Origin of the sequence: Simiduia sp. 21SJ11W-1, from assembly GCF_024138675.1 — a bacterium.
Classification (GTDB): Bacteria; Pseudomonadota; Gammaproteobacteria; order Pseudomonadales; family Cellvibrionaceae; genus Simiduia.
This window is the reverse complement of record NZ_CP090959.1, coordinates 2,047,236-2,065,262: the sequence shown is the minus strand read 5'-3', so window position 1 is coordinate 2,065,262 and position 18,027 is coordinate 2,047,236. Positions and strand designations below refer to the sequence as shown.

General features: G+C 54.9%; 21 protein-coding genes. 19 read left to right on the top strand and 2 right to left on the bottom strand.

The genetic code is table 11. The features are described 5' to 3' along the window. The first annotated feature begins 285 nt into the window (after positions 1-285). Together rluC and L1F30_RS09165 are read left to right on the top strand one after the other, a co-directional pair. Positions 286-1,248, top strand: a complete 963-nt coding sequence (gene rluC, locus L1F30_RS09170; RefSeq protein WP_253355508.1) for a 23S rRNA pseudouridine(955/2504/2580) synthase RluC — start codon at positions 286-288, stop codon at positions 1,246-1,248. Continuing rightward, positions 1,242-1,916, top strand: coding sequence for an HAD-IA family hydrolase (locus L1F30_RS09165; RefSeq protein WP_253355506.1), 675 nt, complete (start codon positions 1,242-1,244; stop codon positions 1,914-1,916). Before rluC ends, L1F30_RS09165 begins: the two co-directional genes overlap by 7 nt. A gap of 158 nt (positions 1,917-2,074) precedes the next feature. On the opposite strand, the gene L1F30_RS09160 is transcribed toward L1F30_RS09165, so the two are convergent. Further along, complete coding sequence (locus tag L1F30_RS09160) at positions 2,075-2,668, bottom strand: nucleoside triphosphate pyrophosphatase (RefSeq protein WP_253355504.1); 594 nt, start codon at positions 2,666-2,668, stop codon at positions 2,075-2,077. Between the two features lie 228 nt (positions 2,669-2,896). Here L1F30_RS09160 and L1F30_RS09155 point away from each other — a divergent pair, with 228 nt between their 5' ends. The 10 genes from L1F30_RS09155 (at position 2,897) to tmk (ending at position 10,986) form a co-directional block, all read left to right on the top strand. Beyond that, complete coding sequence (locus L1F30_RS09155) at positions 2,897-3,430, top strand: YceD family protein (RefSeq protein ID WP_253355502.1); 534 nt, start codon at positions 2,897-2,899, stop codon at positions 3,428-3,430. Between the two features lie 43 nt (positions 3,431-3,473). After that, positions 3,474-3,656 carry a 50S ribosomal protein L32 gene (gene rpmF, locus L1F30_RS09150; RefSeq protein ID WP_253355500.1) on the top strand — a complete coding sequence of 61 codons (183 nt, stop codon included), beginning with the start codon at positions 3,474-3,476 and terminating at the stop codon, positions 3,654-3,656. 39 nt (positions 3,657-3,695) lie between these two features. Further along, complete coding sequence (plsX, locus tag L1F30_RS09145) at positions 3,696-4,682, top strand: phosphate acyltransferase PlsX (protein ID WP_253361794.1); 987 nt, start codon at positions 3,696-3,698, stop codon at positions 4,680-4,682. Positions 4,683-4,774: 92 nt separating this feature from the next. After that, on the top strand, positions 4,775-5,719 hold the full coding sequence (gene fabD, locus L1F30_RS09140) for an ACP S-malonyltransferase (RefSeq protein ID WP_253355498.1): 945 nt from the start codon (positions 4,775-4,777) through the stop codon (positions 5,717-5,719). A gap of 19 nt (positions 5,720-5,738) precedes the next feature. Beyond that, on the top strand, positions 5,739-6,482 hold the full coding sequence (gene fabG, locus L1F30_RS09135) for a 3-oxoacyl-ACP reductase FabG (RefSeq protein WP_253361792.1): 744 nt from the start codon (positions 5,739-5,741) through the stop codon (positions 6,480-6,482). Positions 6,483-6,677: 195 nt separating this feature from the next. Beyond that, positions 6,678-6,914, top strand: a complete 237-nt coding sequence (gene acpP, locus L1F30_RS09130; protein WP_253355496.1) for an acyl carrier protein — start codon at positions 6,678-6,680, stop codon at positions 6,912-6,914. 148 nt (positions 6,915-7,062) lie between these two features. Then, a complete protein-coding gene (gene fabF / locus L1F30_RS09125; RefSeq protein WP_253355494.1) occupies positions 7,063-8,301 on the top strand; it encodes a beta-ketoacyl-ACP synthase II in 1,239 nt (412 codons plus the stop codon). Between the two features lie 105 nt (positions 8,302-8,406). Beyond that, positions 8,407-9,279 carry an aminodeoxychorismate lyase gene (gene pabC / locus L1F30_RS09120; RefSeq protein WP_253355493.1) on the top strand — a complete coding sequence of 291 codons (873 nt, stop codon included), beginning with the start codon at positions 8,407-8,409 and terminating at the stop codon, positions 9,277-9,279. A gap of 83 nt (positions 9,280-9,362) precedes the next feature. After that, positions 9,363-10,337, top strand: a complete 975-nt coding sequence (gene mltG / locus L1F30_RS09115) for an endolytic transglycosylase MltG (RefSeq protein WP_253355491.1) — start codon at positions 9,363-9,365, stop codon at positions 10,335-10,337. Positions 10,338-10,419: 82 nt separating this feature from the next. Further along, complete coding sequence (gene tmk / locus L1F30_RS09110) at positions 10,420-10,986, top strand: dTMP kinase (RefSeq protein WP_253361790.1); 567 nt, start codon at positions 10,420-10,422, stop codon at positions 10,984-10,986. Between the two features lie 50 nt (positions 10,987-11,036). Here tmk and L1F30_RS09105 read toward each other — a convergent pair whose 3' ends face one another. Then, complete coding sequence (locus L1F30_RS09105; RefSeq protein ID WP_253355489.1) at positions 11,037-11,711, bottom strand: pseudouridine synthase; 675 nt, start codon at positions 11,709-11,711, stop codon at positions 11,037-11,039. Positions 11,712-11,802: 91 nt separating this feature from the next. Here L1F30_RS09105 and L1F30_RS09100 point away from each other — a divergent pair, with 91 nt between their 5' ends. The 7 genes from L1F30_RS09100 to L1F30_RS09070 all read left to right on the top strand — a co-directional run bounded on the left by L1F30_RS09100 (position 11,803) and on the right by L1F30_RS09070 (position 18,024). Beyond that, positions 11,803-12,813 carry a DNA polymerase III subunit delta' gene (locus L1F30_RS09100; RefSeq protein WP_253355487.1) on the top strand — a complete coding sequence of 337 codons (1,011 nt, stop codon included), beginning with the start codon at positions 11,803-11,805 and terminating at the stop codon, positions 12,811-12,813. A 129-nt stretch (positions 12,814-12,942) separates the two neighbouring features. Beyond that, on the top strand, positions 12,943-13,293 hold the full coding sequence (locus L1F30_RS09095) for a PilZ domain-containing protein (protein ID WP_183909716.1): 351 nt from the start codon (positions 12,943-12,945) through the stop codon (positions 13,291-13,293). 91 nt (positions 13,294-13,384) lie between these two features. Then, a complete protein-coding gene (locus L1F30_RS09090) occupies positions 13,385-14,176 on the top strand; it encodes a TatD family hydrolase (protein WP_253355485.1) in 792 nt (263 codons plus the stop codon). A gap of 4 nt (positions 14,177-14,180) precedes the next feature. Continuing rightward, positions 14,181-14,807, top strand: a complete 627-nt coding sequence (locus L1F30_RS09085) for a dUTP diphosphatase (protein ID WP_253355483.1) — start codon at positions 14,181-14,183, stop codon at positions 14,805-14,807. Positions 14,808-14,935: 128 nt separating this feature from the next. Continuing rightward, entirely contained in the window at positions 14,936-15,919 is a 984-nt protein-coding gene (locus L1F30_RS09080; protein ID WP_253355481.1) for a malate dehydrogenase, read from the top strand. An 83-nt stretch (positions 15,920-16,002) separates the two neighbouring features. Next, a complete protein-coding gene (gene bcp / locus L1F30_RS09075) occupies positions 16,003-16,470 on the top strand; it encodes a thioredoxin-dependent thiol peroxidase (protein ID WP_253355480.1) in 468 nt (155 codons plus the stop codon). Between the two features lie 666 nt (positions 16,471-17,136). After that, complete coding sequence (locus tag L1F30_RS09070; protein WP_253355478.1) at positions 17,137-18,024, top strand: AraC family transcriptional regulator; 888 nt, start codon at positions 17,137-17,139, stop codon at positions 18,022-18,024. Positions 18,025-18,027: the final 3 nt, after the last annotated feature.

Below are 18,027 nucleotides of genomic sequence, written 5' to 3'. Positions count from 1 at the left end.
TAAATGGGGTCGGCTTATGCTCTGACGCCAGCTACCGCTATTGGGTCTAAATCAGCGTTCCGGGGCCGTGTACCGGCTGCCCACCTCGGGTCAGACGCGTACAACTGTACCAGCGGTCAACTGGCTGATTGGCGGTATTTCCTCGCGACTTGCCTTAACGCAATGTCCGGAAACCAGCCCAGTCAGCGGGCTGAACTATAGCAGTATTCCCTAACCCCTTCAATTAGAAAGAAAAAAGCGGTTTTGGGGTGCTAGAATGCGGGCTTTAGAGCCCTTGGAATGATTATGGCCGAGTTTCATCAGGTCCAGTTTTTTACCGTAGAGCCGGATTATGCTGGCCAGCGCATAGATAATTTTCTGCTTGCACGCCTGAAAGGGGTGCCCAAATCACGTATTTATCGCCTGTTGCGTAAGGGTGAGGTGCGCGTTAACAAAGGTCGGGTAAAACCCGAGTACAAGGTGTGCGCGGGCGACTCGGTGCGCGTGCCGCCCATTCGCTTGGCCGAGGCGGGCGACCAGGTGCCCGTTGGGCCAGAGCTTGCGGCCAGGCTTGAGGCGGCCATTTTGTTTGAGGATGCATTGATGCTCGCGGTAAACAAGCCGCCGGGCCTTGCGGTGCACGGGGGCAGTGGTGTGCAGGTAGGGCTGATTGAGGCGCTGCGCCAGATGCGCCCCGAGTGCAAGTTTCTGGAGTTGGTACACCGCATTGATCGGGAAACCAGCGGCATTGTGTTGGTGGCCAAAAAACGCACCTCGCTCAAGATGCTGCAGGCGCAGTTTCGGGAGAAGTCTGAAAATATGACCCTTGCCGGCATCAAGAAAACCTATTGGGCGCTGGTTGATGGGCAGTGGCCGGCTGCGCGCAAGGCGGTTGATGAGCCACTGCTGCGCACAGAGCTTGCCAATGGGGATCGCATAGTGCGCGTGTCGGCGGAGGGTAAACCCAGTAAAACCCTGTTTAAGGTCTTGGCGCTTTTACGCGGTGCCAGTTGGGTGGAGGCGATGCCTGTTACCGGCCGCACGCACCAAATACGCGTGCACGCACGTATTGTGGGCTGCCCCCTGCTGGGTGATGGCAAGTACGGCGATGACGGGGTAAACGCCAAATTAAAGGCGCAAGGCTTGCGCCGGTTGTGCCTGCATGCGGCACGGCTTGAGTTTTTACACCCCGAAGACGAGCGGCCAATGACTCTGGCCGCACCCATGCCTGAGGATATGCAGCAACTGGTGGAGGCCTTAGGGTGTTAGTGATTTTTGATTGGGATGGCACTCTAAGCGATTCAACGGGCAAGATCGTGCGGTGCGTGCAGGCTGCGGCCCGTGCAACGGGCTTGCCGGTGCTGCCAGCCATTGAGGTGCAGCAGATTATTGGCTTGGCGCTGGAGGAAGCCTTGCACCGGCTTTACCCCACAGTGAGCGTGGCTGAGCGCACCCGCCTGACGCGCGCCTATGTGGATGCCTTTGTTGCAGCAGATGCCACGCCGTCTGAGTTTTTTTGTGGAGTAGAGGCGGGCTTGCAGTCGTTGCGTGAGCGCGGGCTGAAGCTTGCGGTGGCAACCGGCAAGAGCCGTCGCGGCCTTGATAGAGTGCTGGCTAATCTGGGTATGACTGATTTTTTTGATGCCACTCGCTGCGCCGATGAAACAGCCGGCAAGCCCGACCCTAAAATGCTCCACGAGCTGCTTTCCTATTTTGGGGTGCCCGGTGAGGCTGCTGTGATGGTGGGTGACACCACCTACGATATGGCCATGGCCCAAGCGGCGGGCATGCGTCGGGTGGCGGTAACCTACGGTGCCCATAGTCCCGCGCAGTTAACCCCCTATAAGCCTGAGTTGCTGGCAGATAGCTTTGCAGATTTTATGGGCTGGTCTGAGCGGGCAGACGCTTTGGTTGCAGGGGGTATGGTGAGCGACTGAGTGCGACTACCGCTAACATAAAGCGCTAAGTACATTAGGGCTTGGCCCCAGGCTTAGACCCAGACCCAGACCCAGACCCAGACCCAGACCCAGACCCAGGCCCAGAAAAAGAGGCAGTGAGCATTGGGCGAAAGTCGCCATGGCCGGGTGCTGGCGTATCAGCTTTTGAGTGGGTCGATGCCAAAGTGGCGCAGCATTTTGCACAGGGCTATTAGCGGCAGGCCTACCAGGGCTGTGGGGTCTTCGCCCTCCAGTTTGTTAAACAGCGCGCTCCCAAGTCCTTCGCATTTGAAGCTGCCGGCGCAATCCTGCGGTTGCTCCTTCTTTATATAGGCGCGTATTTGCGTATCAGTGAGTGCGAGAAATTCCACCCGGTACTCAATGCTGGTGGTGAGCTGCTCGCCGGTTTGGCTGTTGAGCAGGCTTAAGCCCGTGTAAAAGTTCACTTGTTGGCCGCTGCAGTGTGCAAGTTGGGTGATAGCCGCTTTTTCGGTGCCGGGTTTGCCCAGTAAGGTGCCGTTGCAGTCTGCGGTTTGATCCGAACCAATGATCAGCGCCTTGGGGTATTGCTGGCTTAATGCCCGGGCTTTGCTGGCTGCCAGCCGCTCGGCCAGGGCTTTGGGGGTTTCGTTCGGGTGGGGTGTTTCATCCACGTTCGGGCTGGCTGTGGTAAAGGCAAGTCCAAGTCGTTCCAGTAAGGTTTTGCGATAGGGTGAGCTTGAGGCCAGTAGTATTTGAGGGTTTGTGGTCATTGGAGTCTGTCGCCGGATGGTGTTTTTAGGGGCGCTTGGGTAAAGCGGGCTATAGTAGATGTATCTGCCCGTGCAGGCCAGAAAGCCGGTAGTATGTCGGCGGTCAGGGGTGCAGGGGTAAAAAGCCGTCGTTGACTGCCTGAAAACCCAAAAAACTGCGCCAAGCCCCTGAAATAGTGGTTATTTCCCTTTGACAGCACATAATCTTGACCCTAGAATTGCGCGCTTATGTCAGATGCCCCCTCTACAACAACCCTGCCTAGGCAGGTAGACCCGCGGAAATTCGCACAGAAGGGGATAAGTCTATCTGGTCGTATCCCGTTGAAAGCACTGTCGCGTTTGCACGATGCGGTGCAGGGTGGGGCCGAAGAGATAGATGTACATCTGAATTTTGGTGTTGATGAGCAGGGCGCAAAAACCCTCAAAGGCAACGCCGATGCAAGAGTTTCAGTGGTTTGTCAGCGTTGTCTGCAGCCAACTCAGCTCGATCTGCATGCGAACATCGCCCTGGCGGTAGTGTGGACAGAAGCTCAGGCTCAAAACCTGTCTAAGGATTTAGAACCTTGGATTTTGGATGAAGGCCCGGCCGATCTGTACGACGCAGTAGAAGAAGAGCTGTTGCTGGCGTTGCCAATGGTGGCGTATCACGAAGAGCAGTGTGTAGACCCCTCAGTGTTGAGTGTTGGCGAAGTCGAGCCAGACACACAGGAGTCTGACAACCCTTTTAAAGTGCTGGAGCAACTTAAGGGCTCGCCGAAATAACGAGGCGCCCCGGCTTCAGTCCATTTGGTAAGTAGGAGCTATCATGGCTGTACAACAAAACAAGAAGTCTCGTTCACGTCGTGACATGCGTCGTTCACACGATGCCCTGACAGGCCCAACCCTGTCTATCGACCCAACCAGCGGTGAAAAGCACCGTCGTCACAATGTGACGGCAGACGGTTTCTACCGCGGTCGCAAAGTGATTGATAAAGGCAGCGACGAGTAATACTCGCGCTTGACCACATTGCGGATTACCGTAGATGTAATGGGCGGGGACTTAGGTCCCCGCGCTGTTTTTCTCGCCTGTGAAAAGGCGCTCTCCCGCTTCCCCTCCCTAGAACTCCTGCTAGTGGGTACATCCCACGGGCAAAGCCTGCTCCCCGCAAATCTGCGCACCCACACCCGTTGCGATTGGCTAATGGCCGACGCTGAAATATCGCCTGCTCTCAAACCTACCGAAGTATTGCGCCAACGCAAAAGCAGTATGTGGCTGGCGGTTGAGTCGCTCGCGCTGGGGCACTCCGTGGCTTGTGTGAGTGGCGGCAACACCGGTGCCTTGATGGTGGCAGGTAAGCGGTTGTTAGGCATGCTGCCAGGTGTGGAGCGGCCCGCCATTTGCCAACGCTGGCCAACGCGTCAGGGGCAAACCTGGGTATTGGATCTGGGGGCTAACATCGAGGCTTCGCCGTTGCTGCTGGTGCAGTTTGCACGCATGGGGGCTGTGGTGTCTGGCGCCGCCAGCCCGCGCGTTGCGCTGCTGAATATCGGCACTGAGCCCAACAAGGGAGGCGAGCTGCTCTCGGGGGCAGCAAAGCTTTTGGGTGAGTTACAAAGCCTGCAGTATGCGGGGTTTATAGAGCCTAATCACATGCTCGATGGCAATGTGGACGTGGTGGTGACCGACGGCTTTACGGGCAATATTGCACTGAAAGCCAGCGAGGGGGCTGCGGTGTTTCTGGTAGAGCAGCTCAGAGCGGCCTTTTCGGCAACCTGGTATGGCAAATTGGTTGGCCAGTTAGCCAAACCCGTATTGCTAAAATGGCGTAAAAAGTTCGACCCTGCCCGCTATAATGGCGCCAGTTTTTTGGGCTTGACTCGCCCGCTCATCAAGAGCCATGGCAGTGCCGACAGCGCCGCGTTTTTTAACGCAATCTGCGTGGCAATCCAGCAAGCCGAGCAGGGCTTGCCGGCGAAGCTTGTGGCAAATCTTGTGGAACATGTTGGAGCAGCCGAGGCCGGCGAACCCAGTTAGGTATGCCGTACAGGCGCGCCAAACCTTAGTGAAAATAACAGTTATCGGTGTGGCGAGGCTGCCTCTGCCAACCATTGTTTAGGTGATTGATAATGTCTGATGCACAACTCGCGTTTGTATTCCCGGGCCAGGGTTCCCAGAAAATAGGCATGCTGGCCGATTTGGCTGAGCAAAACCCTGTTATCGAAGAAACCTTTGCCGAAGCCTCCGCTGTATTGGGTTACGACCTTTGGGCGCTGGTGCAAGAGGGTGCCCAGGAAGATATTAATCTCACCGAGCGCACCCAGCCGCTGTTATTAACTGCCAGTGTTGCCATTTGGCGCCTATGGCAGTCGCGCAAGGGTGCCGCCCCAAGCCTGATGGCAGGCCACAGCCTGGGTGAGTGGTCTGCGTTGGTGTGTTCAGGTGTTGTGGCCTTTACCGATGCAGTAAAGCTCGTGCAGCAGCGCGGCGCCTTTATGCAGGCGGCTGTGCCTGCGGGCAAAGGCGCAATGGCGGCTATCATTGGTCTGGATGATGATTTGATTATCAAGGCCTGCGAGCAGGCTGCGGCGGCTGGTGTGGTATCTGCTGTGAATTTTAACTCGCCAGGCCAGGTGGTGATTGCCGGTGAGGCCGCCGCAGTTGAGCAGGCGATGGCACTGTGCAAAGAGGCCGGAGCCAAGCGCGCGCTGCCACTGCCGGTGAGTGCCCCTTTCCACACGAGCCTGATGCGCCCGGCCGCCGATCAGCTGGCCTCTTTGATTGAGGCAACTACCTTCAGCGCGCCAATGATACCTGTAGTGCACAATGTGCACGCGAAAACAGAATCAGATCCGCTTGTTATCAAAAAGCTCATGATTGAACAAATTTACCAGCCCGTACTTTGGGTAGATTGTGTAAACGCGCTCGCGACAGCGGGCATCACGAAGCTCGTAGAGTGCGGCCCTGGCGCCGTGCTGGCGGGGCTTGCCAAGCGTATTGATAAATCTTTGCAGGCAGTAACCACGGGCAGCGTTGATGAGCTGTCTAAGGCCTTGTCGGAAACTGGGGCTTAATTGCCCACATATAAAGAGAATTGTTATGGAAAATAAAATCGCCCTCGTAACTGGCGCAAGCCGTGGTATTGGCGCGGCCATTGCCGATTTGTTGGGTGCGCAAGGTGCAACCGTAATAGGCACCGCAACCAGCGAAAAAGGTGCTGCCGCCATTTCAGCGCGCCTGGCCGAGAAAGGCCTGAAAGGTGAGGGGATGGTGCTCAATGTGACCGATGCAGATTCCGTAGCTGCGTTGCTGGGCGCTGTGGGTGAGAAGTATGGCGCCCCGCAAATTCTGGTGAATAATGCAGGCATCACCAAAGATAACCTGTTGATGCGCATGGGCGATGACGAGTGGTTTGATGTCATCAATACCAACTTAAGTTCTATTTATCGCCTGAGCAAGGGCTGCCTGCGCGGCATGATGAAAGCCCGCTGGGGCCGCATTATCAATATCAGCTCCGTTGTGGGCGCCATGGGTAATGCAGGCCAATCAAACTATGCGGCCACTAAGGCCGGTGTGGGCGGCTTTGCACGCGCGCTGGCCAAAGAAGTAGGCTCGCGCAACATAACGGTTAACACTGTAGCCCCGGGTTTTATCGATACCGATATGACCAAGGAGCTGCCTGACGCCCAGAAAGAGCTCATGCTGGCCAACATTCCGCTGGCGCGCCTGGGGCAGCCTGAGGAAATCGCCGGCGTAGTGGCCTTTTTGGCCAGCGATGCCGCTGCTTATGTGACGGGTGAAACCATTCATGTAAACGGCGGTATGTACATGGCGTAAGCCGTGTAAGTTATTGTTTTTTATAGGTTTATGCCTGTAAAAGCAAAATTTTGGCCGGTTTGCGTTACAACCGGTTAAAAATCCATGTAAAATGCCGACCCGTGTTGGCCGAAGCACTAAAATTTATTGGCCGCTTGTCAGGCTAGTTAAGACAACGGTTTGACTGATATTACCAACTAGGAGTTGAAAAACGATATGAGCAGCATTGAAGAGCGCGTAAAGAAGATTGTCGCCGAGCAGCTTGGTGTTAAAGAAGAAGAAGTAAAAAACGAAGCCTCTTTCGTAGAAGACTTGGGTGCTGATTCTCTCGATACCGTTGAGCTGGTTATGGCTTTGGAAGAAGAGTTCGAAACCGAAATTCCTGACGAAGAAGCTGAGAAGATCACCACTGTTCAGCTGGCTATTGATTACATCAACGAGCACCTCGCGTAATCAGCCGAACGGAATTTCTGTTCAACGCAAAAGCCGTCACTATTTCGCAATAGTACGGCTTTTGTTTTTTGTATGATCGAAAAGCGTAGCCGCAGGGTGCTTTAAACTTTCTAAGTGTGTATTGCAGTGCGCAGATTGGAGATTGAACGTGTCGCGAAAACGAGTTGTTGTTACCGGTATGGGCATGGTTTCGCCCTTGGGAAATACAGTAGCCGATACCTGGAGTGGTATTTTGGCGGGTCAAAGCGGCGTTGCGCCCATCACACATTTTGACACCACGCCTTTCACAACCACGTTTAGTGCCGCTGTAAAAAATTTCGAGGTGGAGCCCTACCTTGCGGTGAAAGATGCCCGCAAAATGGATCCATTTATTCAATACGGTATGGTTGCCGGCATTCAGGCCTGGGAAGATGCCGGCATTGAAGTGACCGATGCCAATGCCGAGCGCATTGGTGCCGTGATTGGTGCCGGTATTGGCGGCATTGGCTCTATAGCCGATGGTGCGCTTACCATTGAAGACAAAGGCCCGCGCCGCATTTCGCCGTTTTTCGTACCTGGTGCCATCATTAACATGATCGCCGGTAATCTCTCAATCAAGTATGGTTTCAAAGGCCCGAACTTGGCTGTTGTTACCGCCTGCACTACCGGTACCCATGCCATTGGTTTGGCCGCACGTTCTATTCAATACGGCGAAACCGATGTGATGCTGGCCGGTGGCGCAGAGATGGCCACCACGCCGGTTGGCCTTGCAGGTTTTGCCGCAGCCCGTGCGCTTTCTACCCGCAATGACGACCCAACACGCGCCAGCCGCCCGTGGGATAAAGACCGCGACGGATTTGTGCTGGGCGATGGCGCCGGTGTGTTAGTGCTGGAAGAATACGAACACGCCAAGGCGCGTGGCGCCAAAATTTATGCAGAAGTGGTTGGCTTTGGTATGAGCGGCGATGCATATCACATGACCTCGCCGCCAGAAAATGGCGCAGGTGCAGCGCTCAGTATGCGCAATGCCCTTAAAGATGCAGGCCTGGATGCCTCGTTGGTGAACTACATCAACGCGCACGGTACTTCCACACCTGCAGGCGATATTGCCGAATGTCAGGCAGTGAAGTCGGTGATGGGTGCTGCACAGGACAAGGTTGCAGTAAGCTCAACCAAATCCATGATTGGCCACCTGTTGGGCGCCGCCGGTGCCGTAGAGGCCATCTTCAGTGTATTGGCCATTCGTGATCAGGTGGCACCGCCCACAATTAACCTGGAAAACCCCAGCGAAGGTTGTGATATTAATCTTGTGCCAAATACCGCGCAGGAAATGCCCATTGATGTTGCCATGTCCAATTCATTTGGGTTCGGCGGCACCAATGGCACGCTGGTATTTAAAAAGGTTTAAGTTCCGGCAACTGCGCACAACGGCGATCTCATGGTCGCCGTTTTTGTTTGCGTGCAGTGTTTTTTGCGTTTAAGTTCACGTGGCGATTAAATTTGAGGGCATAGGTTGGCTTCAGCAAGTGTCATTACATTAATTGATGGTGTGGCCGGTGCCGCGTGCTCGGCGCAAGATCGCGGGCTGCTATACGGGCAAGGGTTGTTTGAAACCGCGCGTGTTATGGGGGGGGAGGTACCGCTGCTTTCGTGGCACCTGAAACGTTTGCTTGCTGATGCGCCAAAGCTTTTTATCGCACCGCCAGATGCGGGCCAAATTTCCCGGCAAATTAAAAGGGTGCTGTCTCTTGCTGCGGCAGAAGGCCAGCGGCAGGGCCGCTTGAAAATTTTGCTCACCCCAGGCGCAGGCGGCCTGGGTTACCAGCCAGAGCCCGACGCGAAAGCGCAGGTTATCATCCAGTTTTTCCCTGCGAGTGCTCAGAAGGCCTCGGAAATATCTGCTTGTATTAGCCCTGTGCGGCTGGCGGATTCCCCACTGGCCGGTATAAAGCACTGCAACCGCTTGGAGCAGGTACTGGCTGCCCGTGCGTTGGCCATTAGCGGGTTTGATGAGGCCGTAATGTGCGATAGCCGCGGCCAGCTGGTTGAAGGTGTATCAAGCAATTTGGTGTTGGGCCTTGGCGGAAAATTGGTTACGCCCTCATTATCACAGGCAGGCGTGAAGGGTGTTATGCGCGCCTGTTTACTGGCCAAAGGGGTGATAGAACAAGCCGCTCGCCCACTAACACTCGAAGATCTTGCAGATGCCGATGCGCTTTATTTCATCAATGCCTACCGCGGGGTGCAGGCCACCTGGCGGCTGGATATGGCAGGCGCCACCTGCAGCAACAATGAGGCCTTGGGCAAAGTGAAAACCTTTAACGCAAGCGCTGGTCGGCAGCAATTTTTGGCTGCGGTAGAATCGGTGTTTTCAGAGCGCCACTAGGTAAGGCCCAAGTCCTTAAGGAGAGAGTTATTAAAAAGCTGATTCGCCTTTTTATTTTAGCGTTGGTGCTGGGCGCACTGGCCGTGCTTGGTGCGCGCAGCTACCTCTTGCAGTGGGCCGAGAAACCCTTGGCCATAGAACACCCCGTACAACTTGAAGTGCCCAAGGGGCAATCATTAATTGCGCTGGCCAATAAGCTCGAACGCCAAGGCCTGCTACACGCGCGCGCCTGGGTGTCGTATGCACGCATCACCGGGCAGACACAAATTAAAGCCGGAGAATACGCCGTTGCGCCAGGCACAAGTGCCGCTGGTTTGTTGCAGCAGCTTATTGAAGGCGAAGTTGTGCAGTATGTCGCACAAATTATTGAAGGCTGGACTTACTACCAGGCACTGCAGCATTTGCATTCGCTGGAATTTCTAGAGCCGCGCCTGGCGGGGCTTGATTGGGAGGCCCAAAGCCAGTTGTTGGGCCTGCATGAGCCGCACCCGGAGGGTTGGTTTTTCCCCGATACCTATCACTACCAAAAAGGCGATTCCGACGTCACTGTGCTGCGCCAGGCCTATGCAAAACAGCAGCAGATACTGGCCGAGTTGTGGGCGGCGCGGGCGCCTAATCTGCCTTACGATTCGCCCTATGATGCATTGATCATGGCATCAATTGTTGAAAAGGAAACGGCCATCGATGCCGAGCGTGAACAAATCGCCGGTGTGTTTGTTCGCAGGCTCCAAAAGGGCATGCGCCTGCAAACAGACCCAACGGTGATTTATGGTTTGGGCGAGCGCTATGCTGGCAATATTACCCGCAAGCATCTGGCGCAGCATACGCCCTACAACACTTATCGAATCAACGGCTTGCCGCCTACGCCCATTGCGTTGCCCGGGCGACGCTCACTTTATGCAAGCCTGCATCCCGATGCCGGCAGCAGTTTGTATTTTGTAGCGAAAGGCGATGGCTACCATCAATTTTCCGATACGTTAGAGCAGCACAATGCGGCGGTAAAAAAATACCAATACCGACGCCGTGCAGGTTATCGCTCTACACCCGAGGCCCCTTAAACATGTCAGTAAAGGTACATTCGTGAAGCCAGGTTTATTTATAACGGTAGAGGGCACCGAAGGTGTCGGAAAATCCACCAACATGGATTTTGTTGAGCAGTGGTTAACGGAGCGGGGCCTTGAGGTGCTGCGTACCCGTGAGCCTGGCGGCACGCCGCTGGCTGAATCTATTCGTGAGTTATTGTTGGCCCAGCGCGATGAACAAGTAGATCCAACGGCCGAGCTACTCATGGTATTTGCGGCCCGTGCCCAGCATTTTAATCAGGTAATTTGCCCGGCGCTGGCCGAGGGTAAATGGGTGTTGTGCGATCGATTTACCGATGCCACTTATGCCTATCAAGGTGCCGGGCGCGGTTTGGATGTGGGGCTGATAAAACAGTTGGAGCATGTGGTGCAAGGTGATTTGCGCCCCGATTGCACCTTGCTTTTGGATATTGATGTAGAAGTTGGTCTGGAGCGTGCGCGCGTGCGCGGCGAGCTGGATCGCTTTGAAGTTGAAACGGTGCAATTTTTTGAGCGCGTACGCCAGTGTTACCTCAAGCGTGCAAAGGCGGAGCAGGCGCGCTTTGCTGTTGTGGATGCAGGTCAGGCGCTTGCCCAGGTGCAAGCAGATATCAGCGCGATACTCGGCCGTTTAACCGCGTCGTAAATTGCAGCTCACGGGCTTGCGGCAGGTTTGTTATTCATTGCCTTGCACATTCAAAAGGGTGGCGGGCTGTCTAGCGTTAGCGTGCGATTTGTCACCGGGTGTTCAAAGGCCAGATATTCTGCGTGCAACAATAGGCGCGGAGCTTTATTAAAAGCTGCAGGCGGTGCGTAAAATTCATCGCCAACAATAGGGTGCCCGATTTGCTGCATATGAACCCGTAGCTGGTGGGAGCGCCCGGTGATGGGTGTGAGTGCCACGCGCGAGGTGTCCGCGTGCGCATCGCGGCTTAGCACACGGTATTGCGTGCACGCAGGCTTGCCCTGCGCGAAATCCACTTTCTGCAAGGGGCGGTTGGGCCAGTCGCAAATAAGGGGCAGGGTTATCTCCCCGTGATCTTGCGCCACCTGGCCATCGACAGTTGCGCAATAGCGCTTTTGTATGGCGCGCACTTCGAAAAGTTTACTCAAACTGCGATGCACCGCTTTAGAGAGTGCTACGACCAGCAACCCGGAGGTGGCATAATCCAGCCTGTGAACAATCAGCGCCTGCGGATGGCTTTGCTGAATGCGGGCAATGGCGCAGTCTTGCTTGTCTGGGCCGCGGCCGGGCACGCTCAGCATGTTGGCGGGTTTATCAATAACCAGCAGGTGATCGTCTTCGTACACAATCACAGGGTTGGTGGTCGGCGAGGCTAGCGGCTGCTTGAGCGATGGGTGGGTTGGCACTGGCTACTCCAAATAATGTTCGAATTATCGCAAATAAAGTGGCCGCTGGCGAAGCGCGTTGCTATCAAAATAGGGCGGATATCAGAGGTTTATGACACTCACAGAAACTGAATTCGGGTTAAGCCCTTACCCTTGGCAGGGTGAGCATTGGCAAGGGCTGTGCACGGCAATAGCCCAGGCTCGCCTGCCACACGGTTTGTTGTTTTCCGGTATAGCCGGGGTCGGCAAGGCGCACCTAGCGCTCTTGGTGGCGCACAAGTTGATGTGTACGCCGGCTAACTCGGAGCTTGCCTGTGGGCGTTGTAAAAGTTGCCAGCTGGTCAAAGCGGGCAGCCACCCGGATTTAATGCTGATTGAGCCGGAAGCCCCGGGTAAAGCCATTAAAATTGACGCCGTGCGCCGGGTGACAGAGTTTCTGGCAAAAACCGCACAGCAAGGCGGGCGCAAGGTGGTTGTGCTTGCCCCTGCTGAGGCCATGACCACAGCAGCCGCCAATGCGCTACTAAAAAGCCTGGAGGAGCCAGCGGGCGATGCCTATCTGCTGTTGGTGAGCCACCAGGCAAGTGGCGTGCTTTCAACCATTCGTAGCCGGTGCCGGTTGCTGTCTTTCGGGCAGCCACCCGCCCAGCAGGTGCTCCCGTGGCTCACACCGCTGGTGGGTAATCGCATTGCGCCTGAGCTGCTGCTGGATATGGCCGGCGGCGCGCCGCTTGCGGCCACTGATTTACTCGAGGGTGATTGCCTGGAGAATCATCAGGGGTTGATGAAGGGGTTAGAGGCGTTGGCGCTCGGGCAAATGGGCCCGCTGGAGCTAGCCGCCCAGTGGCTGGCGCAAGATCACCAGCAATTGCTCGGTTGGGTGCAGGTGTGGTTGAGCCGCTTGCTGCGCGCCTTGCAATGGGGGGCTGGGGGCGAGCATGAGAACCTTACCTGGGCACAGCGCTTGATGGGCAGGGGAGATCCTGCGATTTTACACCGATATTACGAGAAAGTAGGGCGTGCGCGGCTGGCGTTTAGCAGCGGTGCCAACCCCAATGCCCAGCTGCTGCTGGAGGAGCTGGCACTGGATTGGCAGGCCTTGTGCCGGGCGATGGCGAAGTAGAGGCTGGAATCCGGGCGCCGGGCTGAGCTACACTGAGGGCTCGCCTTTGCCCGCTTAAGGGTGGCGCATCGCATAGGCCTGCATAGATGCGCGCAAACAATGAGTTTTGTGTAATTAAGGATTTTTGGTATGGCTGCACTGGGTGGTGCCCGCAACGGTATTTTGAACCTCAATATTCGCGATAAAGCGGTGTTGTACGCAAGCTACATGCCCTTCGTGCGCAATGGCGGATTATTCATCCCCACCACCCGAGCCTATAAGCTGGGTGATGAAGTGTTCATGCTGCTAAGCCTGCTCGATGAAGGGGAGAAAATCCCGGTGGCGGGTAAGGTGGTGTGGGTAACCCCCAAGGGCGCGCAGGGCAACCGGGCTTCGGGAATTGGCGTGCAATTCAATGATCAAGACAACATGGCGGTCACCAAGATAGAAACCTATCTTGCCGGTTCATTAGGATCAGACAGGCCAACCCATACCATGTAAACTCCGCATTCGGATAAAAAGCCAGTACGCTGGCTTTTTTTGTGTCTTGGCACTGGCCGGTTTTGCCAGTGAGATAGTTTAGGTTGTATAGATGTTAGTGGATTCCCATTGCCACCTCGATCGATTGAAACTGGGTGAGCGCAGCCTGGATACTGCCATAGCAGAGGCCGGCCAGCGCGATGTTTCGCACATGCTGTGTATCAGCATTTCAGATAAAAATGTGGCTGATGTGTTGGCCATTGCGCAGCGCTTCCCACAAATATACGCATCTGTGGGTGTGCACCCCCTGGATATTGAAGACGGCGCCATGGCCCGCGAGCGTTTAATGGCGCTCACCAAGGCTGAAAAAGTGGTGGCCGTGGGCGAAACCGGCCTTGATTACTACTACTCAAAAGAGGCGAAAACCCTGCAGCAGGAAAGTTTCGCCATGCACCTTGAGGTGGGCGCTGAAACCGGTCTGCCCATTGTGGTGCATACCCGCGATGCACGGGCCGATACTATTGCGCTCATCAAGGCGCACGGCAATGTAGAATCTGCTGGCGTGCTCCATTGTTTTACGGAAGATGTAGACATGGCCCAGGCCGCGATGGACCTTGGTTATTACATTTCACTTTCAGGCATTGTGACTTTCAAGAACGCCGAGGCCCTGCGTGAGGTAGCCCGTTACGTGCCCCTGGATCGGCTGCTGGTGGAAACCGATTCACCTTATTTGGCACCGGTGCCTTACCGCGGTAAATCCAATGAGCCCAAATACGTACGCGAAGTGGCAGAGTTTGTCGCCCAACACAAGGGCGTGAGTTTTGAAACCCTTGCCCGGCAAACCACTGAAAACTTTTTCACATTGTTTAACCGGGCCCAGCCCGTTGACGCCAAGGAAGCCTAAGCCCATGCGAGCGCAACTTGAAAATATGCTGAGCCTGCAAGACAGCATGAACACCAAAGTAAACCCCGATTGGCGAGCCCAAAACTTTGCCTGGTACCGCGCGATTTGGGTGGAATGTGCCGAGCTATTGGATCACTACGGCTGGAAGTGGTGGAAAAAACAACAACCTGATGTAGAGCAGGTGCGCCTTGAACTGATTGATATCTGGCATTTTGGTTTGTCGATGGTGCTCGCTGATCAGCCGGATCCGGAAGCCCGCTTGGCCTATCTCGCCAAGGCCTTGGCCGATGTTACACCCGGCGAGGCGGAGCCAGAGATTTTTCGCCAGCAATTGGAAGCCTTTGCAGGCGAAGTGATTACCCATAAAAGATTTTCGGTCAGCCAGTTTGGCGCCTTGCTGTCTGCGGTGGGCATGAGCTTTGATGATTTGTACACAGGCTATGTGGGTAAGAACGTATTGAATTTTTTCCGCCAGGATCACGGCTACAAAGATGGCAGCTATCGCAAGGTGTGGGCCGGGCGAGAAGATAATGAGCACCTGGTGGAGGTGGTTCAAACCCTGGATCACACGGCTCCCGATTTTGCCGAGGCGCTCTACCAAGCACTGGCCAAGCGTTACACTGCAGGCTGATATACATTTCATCAATGTGGGCTATCATTTCCCGAAATACCGGTTATTGGCGGGATCAGGTGAATTTTCCTGTCAAGTCCCTATAATGGCCGCCGCTTACTAGGCTAACTCAGTTACGGAGAATTATTGTGAAAACACCCGTTCGTGTCACCGTTACCGGCGCCGCCGGTCAGATCAGCTACTCCCTGTTGTTCCGCATTGCCGCGGGCGAAATGCTGGGTAAAGATCAGCCGGTTATTTTACAGATGCTGGAAATTACCCCTGCCTTGGAAGCGCTGAAGGGCGTGGCCATGGAGCTGGACGACTGCGCATTCCCGCTGCTGGCTGGCATGGTGTGCACTGATGACCCGAACGTAGCCTTCAAAGATACCGATTACGCATTGCTGGTTGGCGCGCGTCCTCGCGGCCCGGGCATGGAGCGTAAAGACCTGCTGGAAGCCAACGCCGCCATCTTCTCTGTACAGGGTAAAGCCATCAACGATCACGCCTCGCGCGATATCAAAGTATTGGTAGTGGGCAACCCCGCCAACACCAACGCCTTGATTGCTCAGCGCAACGCGCCAGACATAGATCCGCGTCAATTCACGGCCATGACACGCCTGGATCACAACCGCGCCCAAACGCAGTTGGCCCAGAAAACCGGTAAAACCATCAATGACGTGAAGAAAATGTTGATCTGGGGTAACCACTCTTCAACCCAGTACCCAGACTTGCACCAGACCTTGGTAGACGGCAAGTCGGCTATGGATCTGATTGATCAGGCCTGGTACGAAGGTGAATTCATTCCCGTTGTACAGCAGCGCGGCGCCGCCATCATCAAAGCCCGTGGTGCTTCATCAGCGGCATCTGCGGCCAACGCGGCTATTTTCCACATGCGCGATTGGGCGCTGGGAACACCCGAGGGCGACTGGGTGAGCATGGGTGTGTACAGCGATGGCTCCTACGGCATTGAAAAAGGCCTGATCTACTCTTTCCCATGTGTGTGTAAAAATGGCGACTGGGAAATTGTTCAGGGCTTGGAAATCAACGATTTCTCACGTGGCAAAATGACCGCCACCGAGAAAGAGCTGCAGGAAGAGCGTGACGCCGTTAAAGCGTTATTGCCTGCCTAAGTGCTGCATGTATAAAAAAGCGCGGCTGGGCCGCGCTTTTTTTTTGCCGCTATAATGGCCCGCAAACTCAAGAAGGAGTATGTATGGCACATCCTAAAATTGGCAACCTGGCACCGGCATTTACCTTAACCAATCAAAAGGGCGAAAAAGTGGCCCTGAAAGACCTGCGCGGTAAGCGTGTGGTGCTGTATTTCTACCCCAAAGCACTCACTCCCGGTTGCACTACCCAGGCCTGTGGGCTGCGCGATTCAGCCAAAGAACTCGCCAAGCTCAATACCCTTGTGTTTGGCGTCAGCCCAGACCCCGAGGCCAAGTTACAGCGTTTTATAGACAAGCATGACCTCAACTTCGATCTGTTGTCTGACGAAGATCATAAAGTTGCCGAAAAGTACGGCGTTTGGGATTTAAAGAAATTTATGGGCCGCGAGTTCATGGGGATAGTGCGCACCACGTTTATCATTGGTGAAGATGGGCGGCTCACCCATATCCTCGATAAGTTCAAAACCTCTAATCACCACGATGTGGTGATAGACACCTTAAAAGGTGAGTGATCCCGCACAAGCGTGATATTGCGGCCCTTTGTGGGCGCAGCATCGGCTTTGGTATACATCCCGCGCCTGCAAACGCTGTTTGTAGGCAGCCCTGCAAGCCCATGAGCGGCCGCAGGGCTTATTTCACCTATCTGTTTGTACTGCACGCCTTAAGGGCGCCGATCTTCTTTTACGGGGCAAGGTGTAAATGCGCCTTGCCCCGGGGCTGTTTGCTTTCGGCCCCCTAAGTTTTCTTTTGTAATTCGCGTACCGGGCATTTTGGGTGAACCTGTGTAGAAAGGTTGCAGGCCGCCATGCTCAAAGGCTGCGCATTTGCTGCTGAACGCCCCTTTGAAGCAGGTCGCTTTTCAACAAAATCTGACTGGCGCTTCTTATAACCATATCTTATAGTTGGCAGCATATGACTGTTTAGATGGTAATTAGTCATATTAAGCCCCACCAAGATAACTTTTGTCGTCTAAGGCCACGGCGTGTCGCCACTGGTTCTAGAGTTAAATAGTTATAAGAAATAAGTTAGAGGGCTTCTATAGAGGGTATTTATACCCCACTAAAATTTAGGGTTTTTTGGGGGATTGCACCATCTCAATCACAGCAGCCAATATATCTATTGCCCAGGCCGAAAAAGCGCATTGGGCTGATCAAGATTTGTCGTCCTTGGTAGGGCGCATGCGCGTACTGCTGCGTCTGTCTACGGCACCTGTGGGTGGGTTTCAGTCGCAGTTATGGTCATACCTGGCGGCGGGCTGCGCCATGCTGGGCGCCAGCCAGGCATTTTTCTTCCATAGAACTTTGGGGCGGTGCTCCCGTTACCGCTACGAACAAGGCATGGATTCGCAATCGCTGGTGTTGGCAGAAGAGTCTTTCGGAGCCACTCATCAGGCACTTTTTAGCTTAAATACACCCCAATTTCTGGATGTTTTCGACGAAAATTGCGACAACCCCCTGATGCTGGCGTATACTCATGCAGGTCCTGGGCGCTACCTGTTGGCGCCGTTGGCAAATGCGTCGGCCGCGCTGGTGTTTGTACTGAAGTGCCCCGAGGATCGTGGGCAGAACCGCTTGGCTGATGACGACAGTGAAACATTGGCATTGTTGGCAGAAGGAGTCGCCCGCATGGTTCATTTACACGCGTCACCGGATAAGATTCTCCGTTCGCAAGAAGGGTTTGCCGTAAGTGGCATCCGCTCACTCGAAGAGTACATAGAAATCGCAAAACTGCCCGCTGTCTTCGGCATTCCCGGGCGGGTAATGGATGTGTTGCAGCGCCGTGTAGGGCAGGGCTCGCTGGCGATCGATGATGTCGCTAATGAGCTCAGTATTTCCAAGCGCACCTTGCAGCGCCGTTTACAGCAGGCAGATATCAATTTTGCCATGATGCGTGATCAGGTGCGTTTCCATTACGCGATTGGTTTTTTGGTGGACCAAAATTTAAGCATTGATCAAATTTCCACCGCTTTGGACTTCTCTGATCGCACAAGCTTTACCAACGCATTCAAGCGCTGGACGGGGCTTTCACCTTCAACTTTCCGTAAGCTCTTTCGCGACTACACCTGATAT

What these genes read in the sequence shown, in the direction of transcription:
- rluC (WP_253355508.1), top strand. Translation starts at nt 286, where the DNA reads ATGGCCGAGTTTCATCAGGTCCAGTTTTTTACCGTAGAGCCGGATTAT.
- L1F30_RS09160 (WP_253355504.1), bottom strand. Translation starts at nt 2,668, where the DNA reads ATGACCACAAACCCTCAAATACTACTGGCCTCAAGCTCACCCTATCGC.
- L1F30_RS09155 (WP_253355502.1), top strand. Translation starts at nt 2,897, where the DNA reads ATGTCAGATGCCCCCTCTACAACAACCCTGCCTAGGCAGGTAGACCCG.
- rpmF (WP_253355500.1), top strand. Translation starts at nt 3,474, where the DNA reads ATGGCTGTACAACAAAACAAGAAGTCTCGTTCACGTCGTGACATGCGT.
- plsX (WP_253361794.1), top strand. Translation starts at nt 3,696, where the DNA reads ATGGGCGGGGACTTAGGTCCCCGCGCTGTTTTTCTCGCCTGTGAAAAG.
- fabD (WP_253355498.1), top strand. Translation starts at nt 4,775, where the DNA reads ATGTCTGATGCACAACTCGCGTTTGTATTCCCGGGCCAGGGTTCCCAG.
- acpP (WP_253355496.1), top strand. Translation starts at nt 6,678, where the DNA reads ATGAGCAGCATTGAAGAGCGCGTAAAGAAGATTGTCGCCGAGCAGCTT.
- tmk (WP_253361790.1), top strand. Translation starts at nt 10,420, where the DNA reads ATGGATTTTGTTGAGCAGTGGTTAACGGAGCGGGGCCTTGAGGTGCTG.
- L1F30_RS09100 (WP_253355487.1), top strand. Translation starts at nt 11,803, where the DNA reads ATGACACTCACAGAAACTGAATTCGGGTTAAGCCCTTACCCTTGGCAG.
- L1F30_RS09095 (WP_183909716.1), top strand. Translation starts at nt 12,943, where the DNA reads ATGGCTGCACTGGGTGGTGCCCGCAACGGTATTTTGAACCTCAATATT.
- L1F30_RS09090 (WP_253355485.1), top strand. Translation starts at nt 13,385, where the DNA reads ATGTTAGTGGATTCCCATTGCCACCTCGATCGATTGAAACTGGGTGAG.
- L1F30_RS09085 (WP_253355483.1), top strand. Translation starts at nt 14,181, where the DNA reads ATGCGAGCGCAACTTGAAAATATGCTGAGCCTGCAAGACAGCATGAAC.
- bcp (WP_253355480.1), top strand. Translation starts at nt 16,003, where the DNA reads ATGGCACATCCTAAAATTGGCAACCTGGCACCGGCATTTACCTTAACC.
- L1F30_RS09070 (WP_253355478.1), top strand. Translation starts at nt 17,137, where the DNA reads ATGCGCGTACTGCTGCGTCTGTCTACGGCACCTGTGGGTGGGTTTCAG.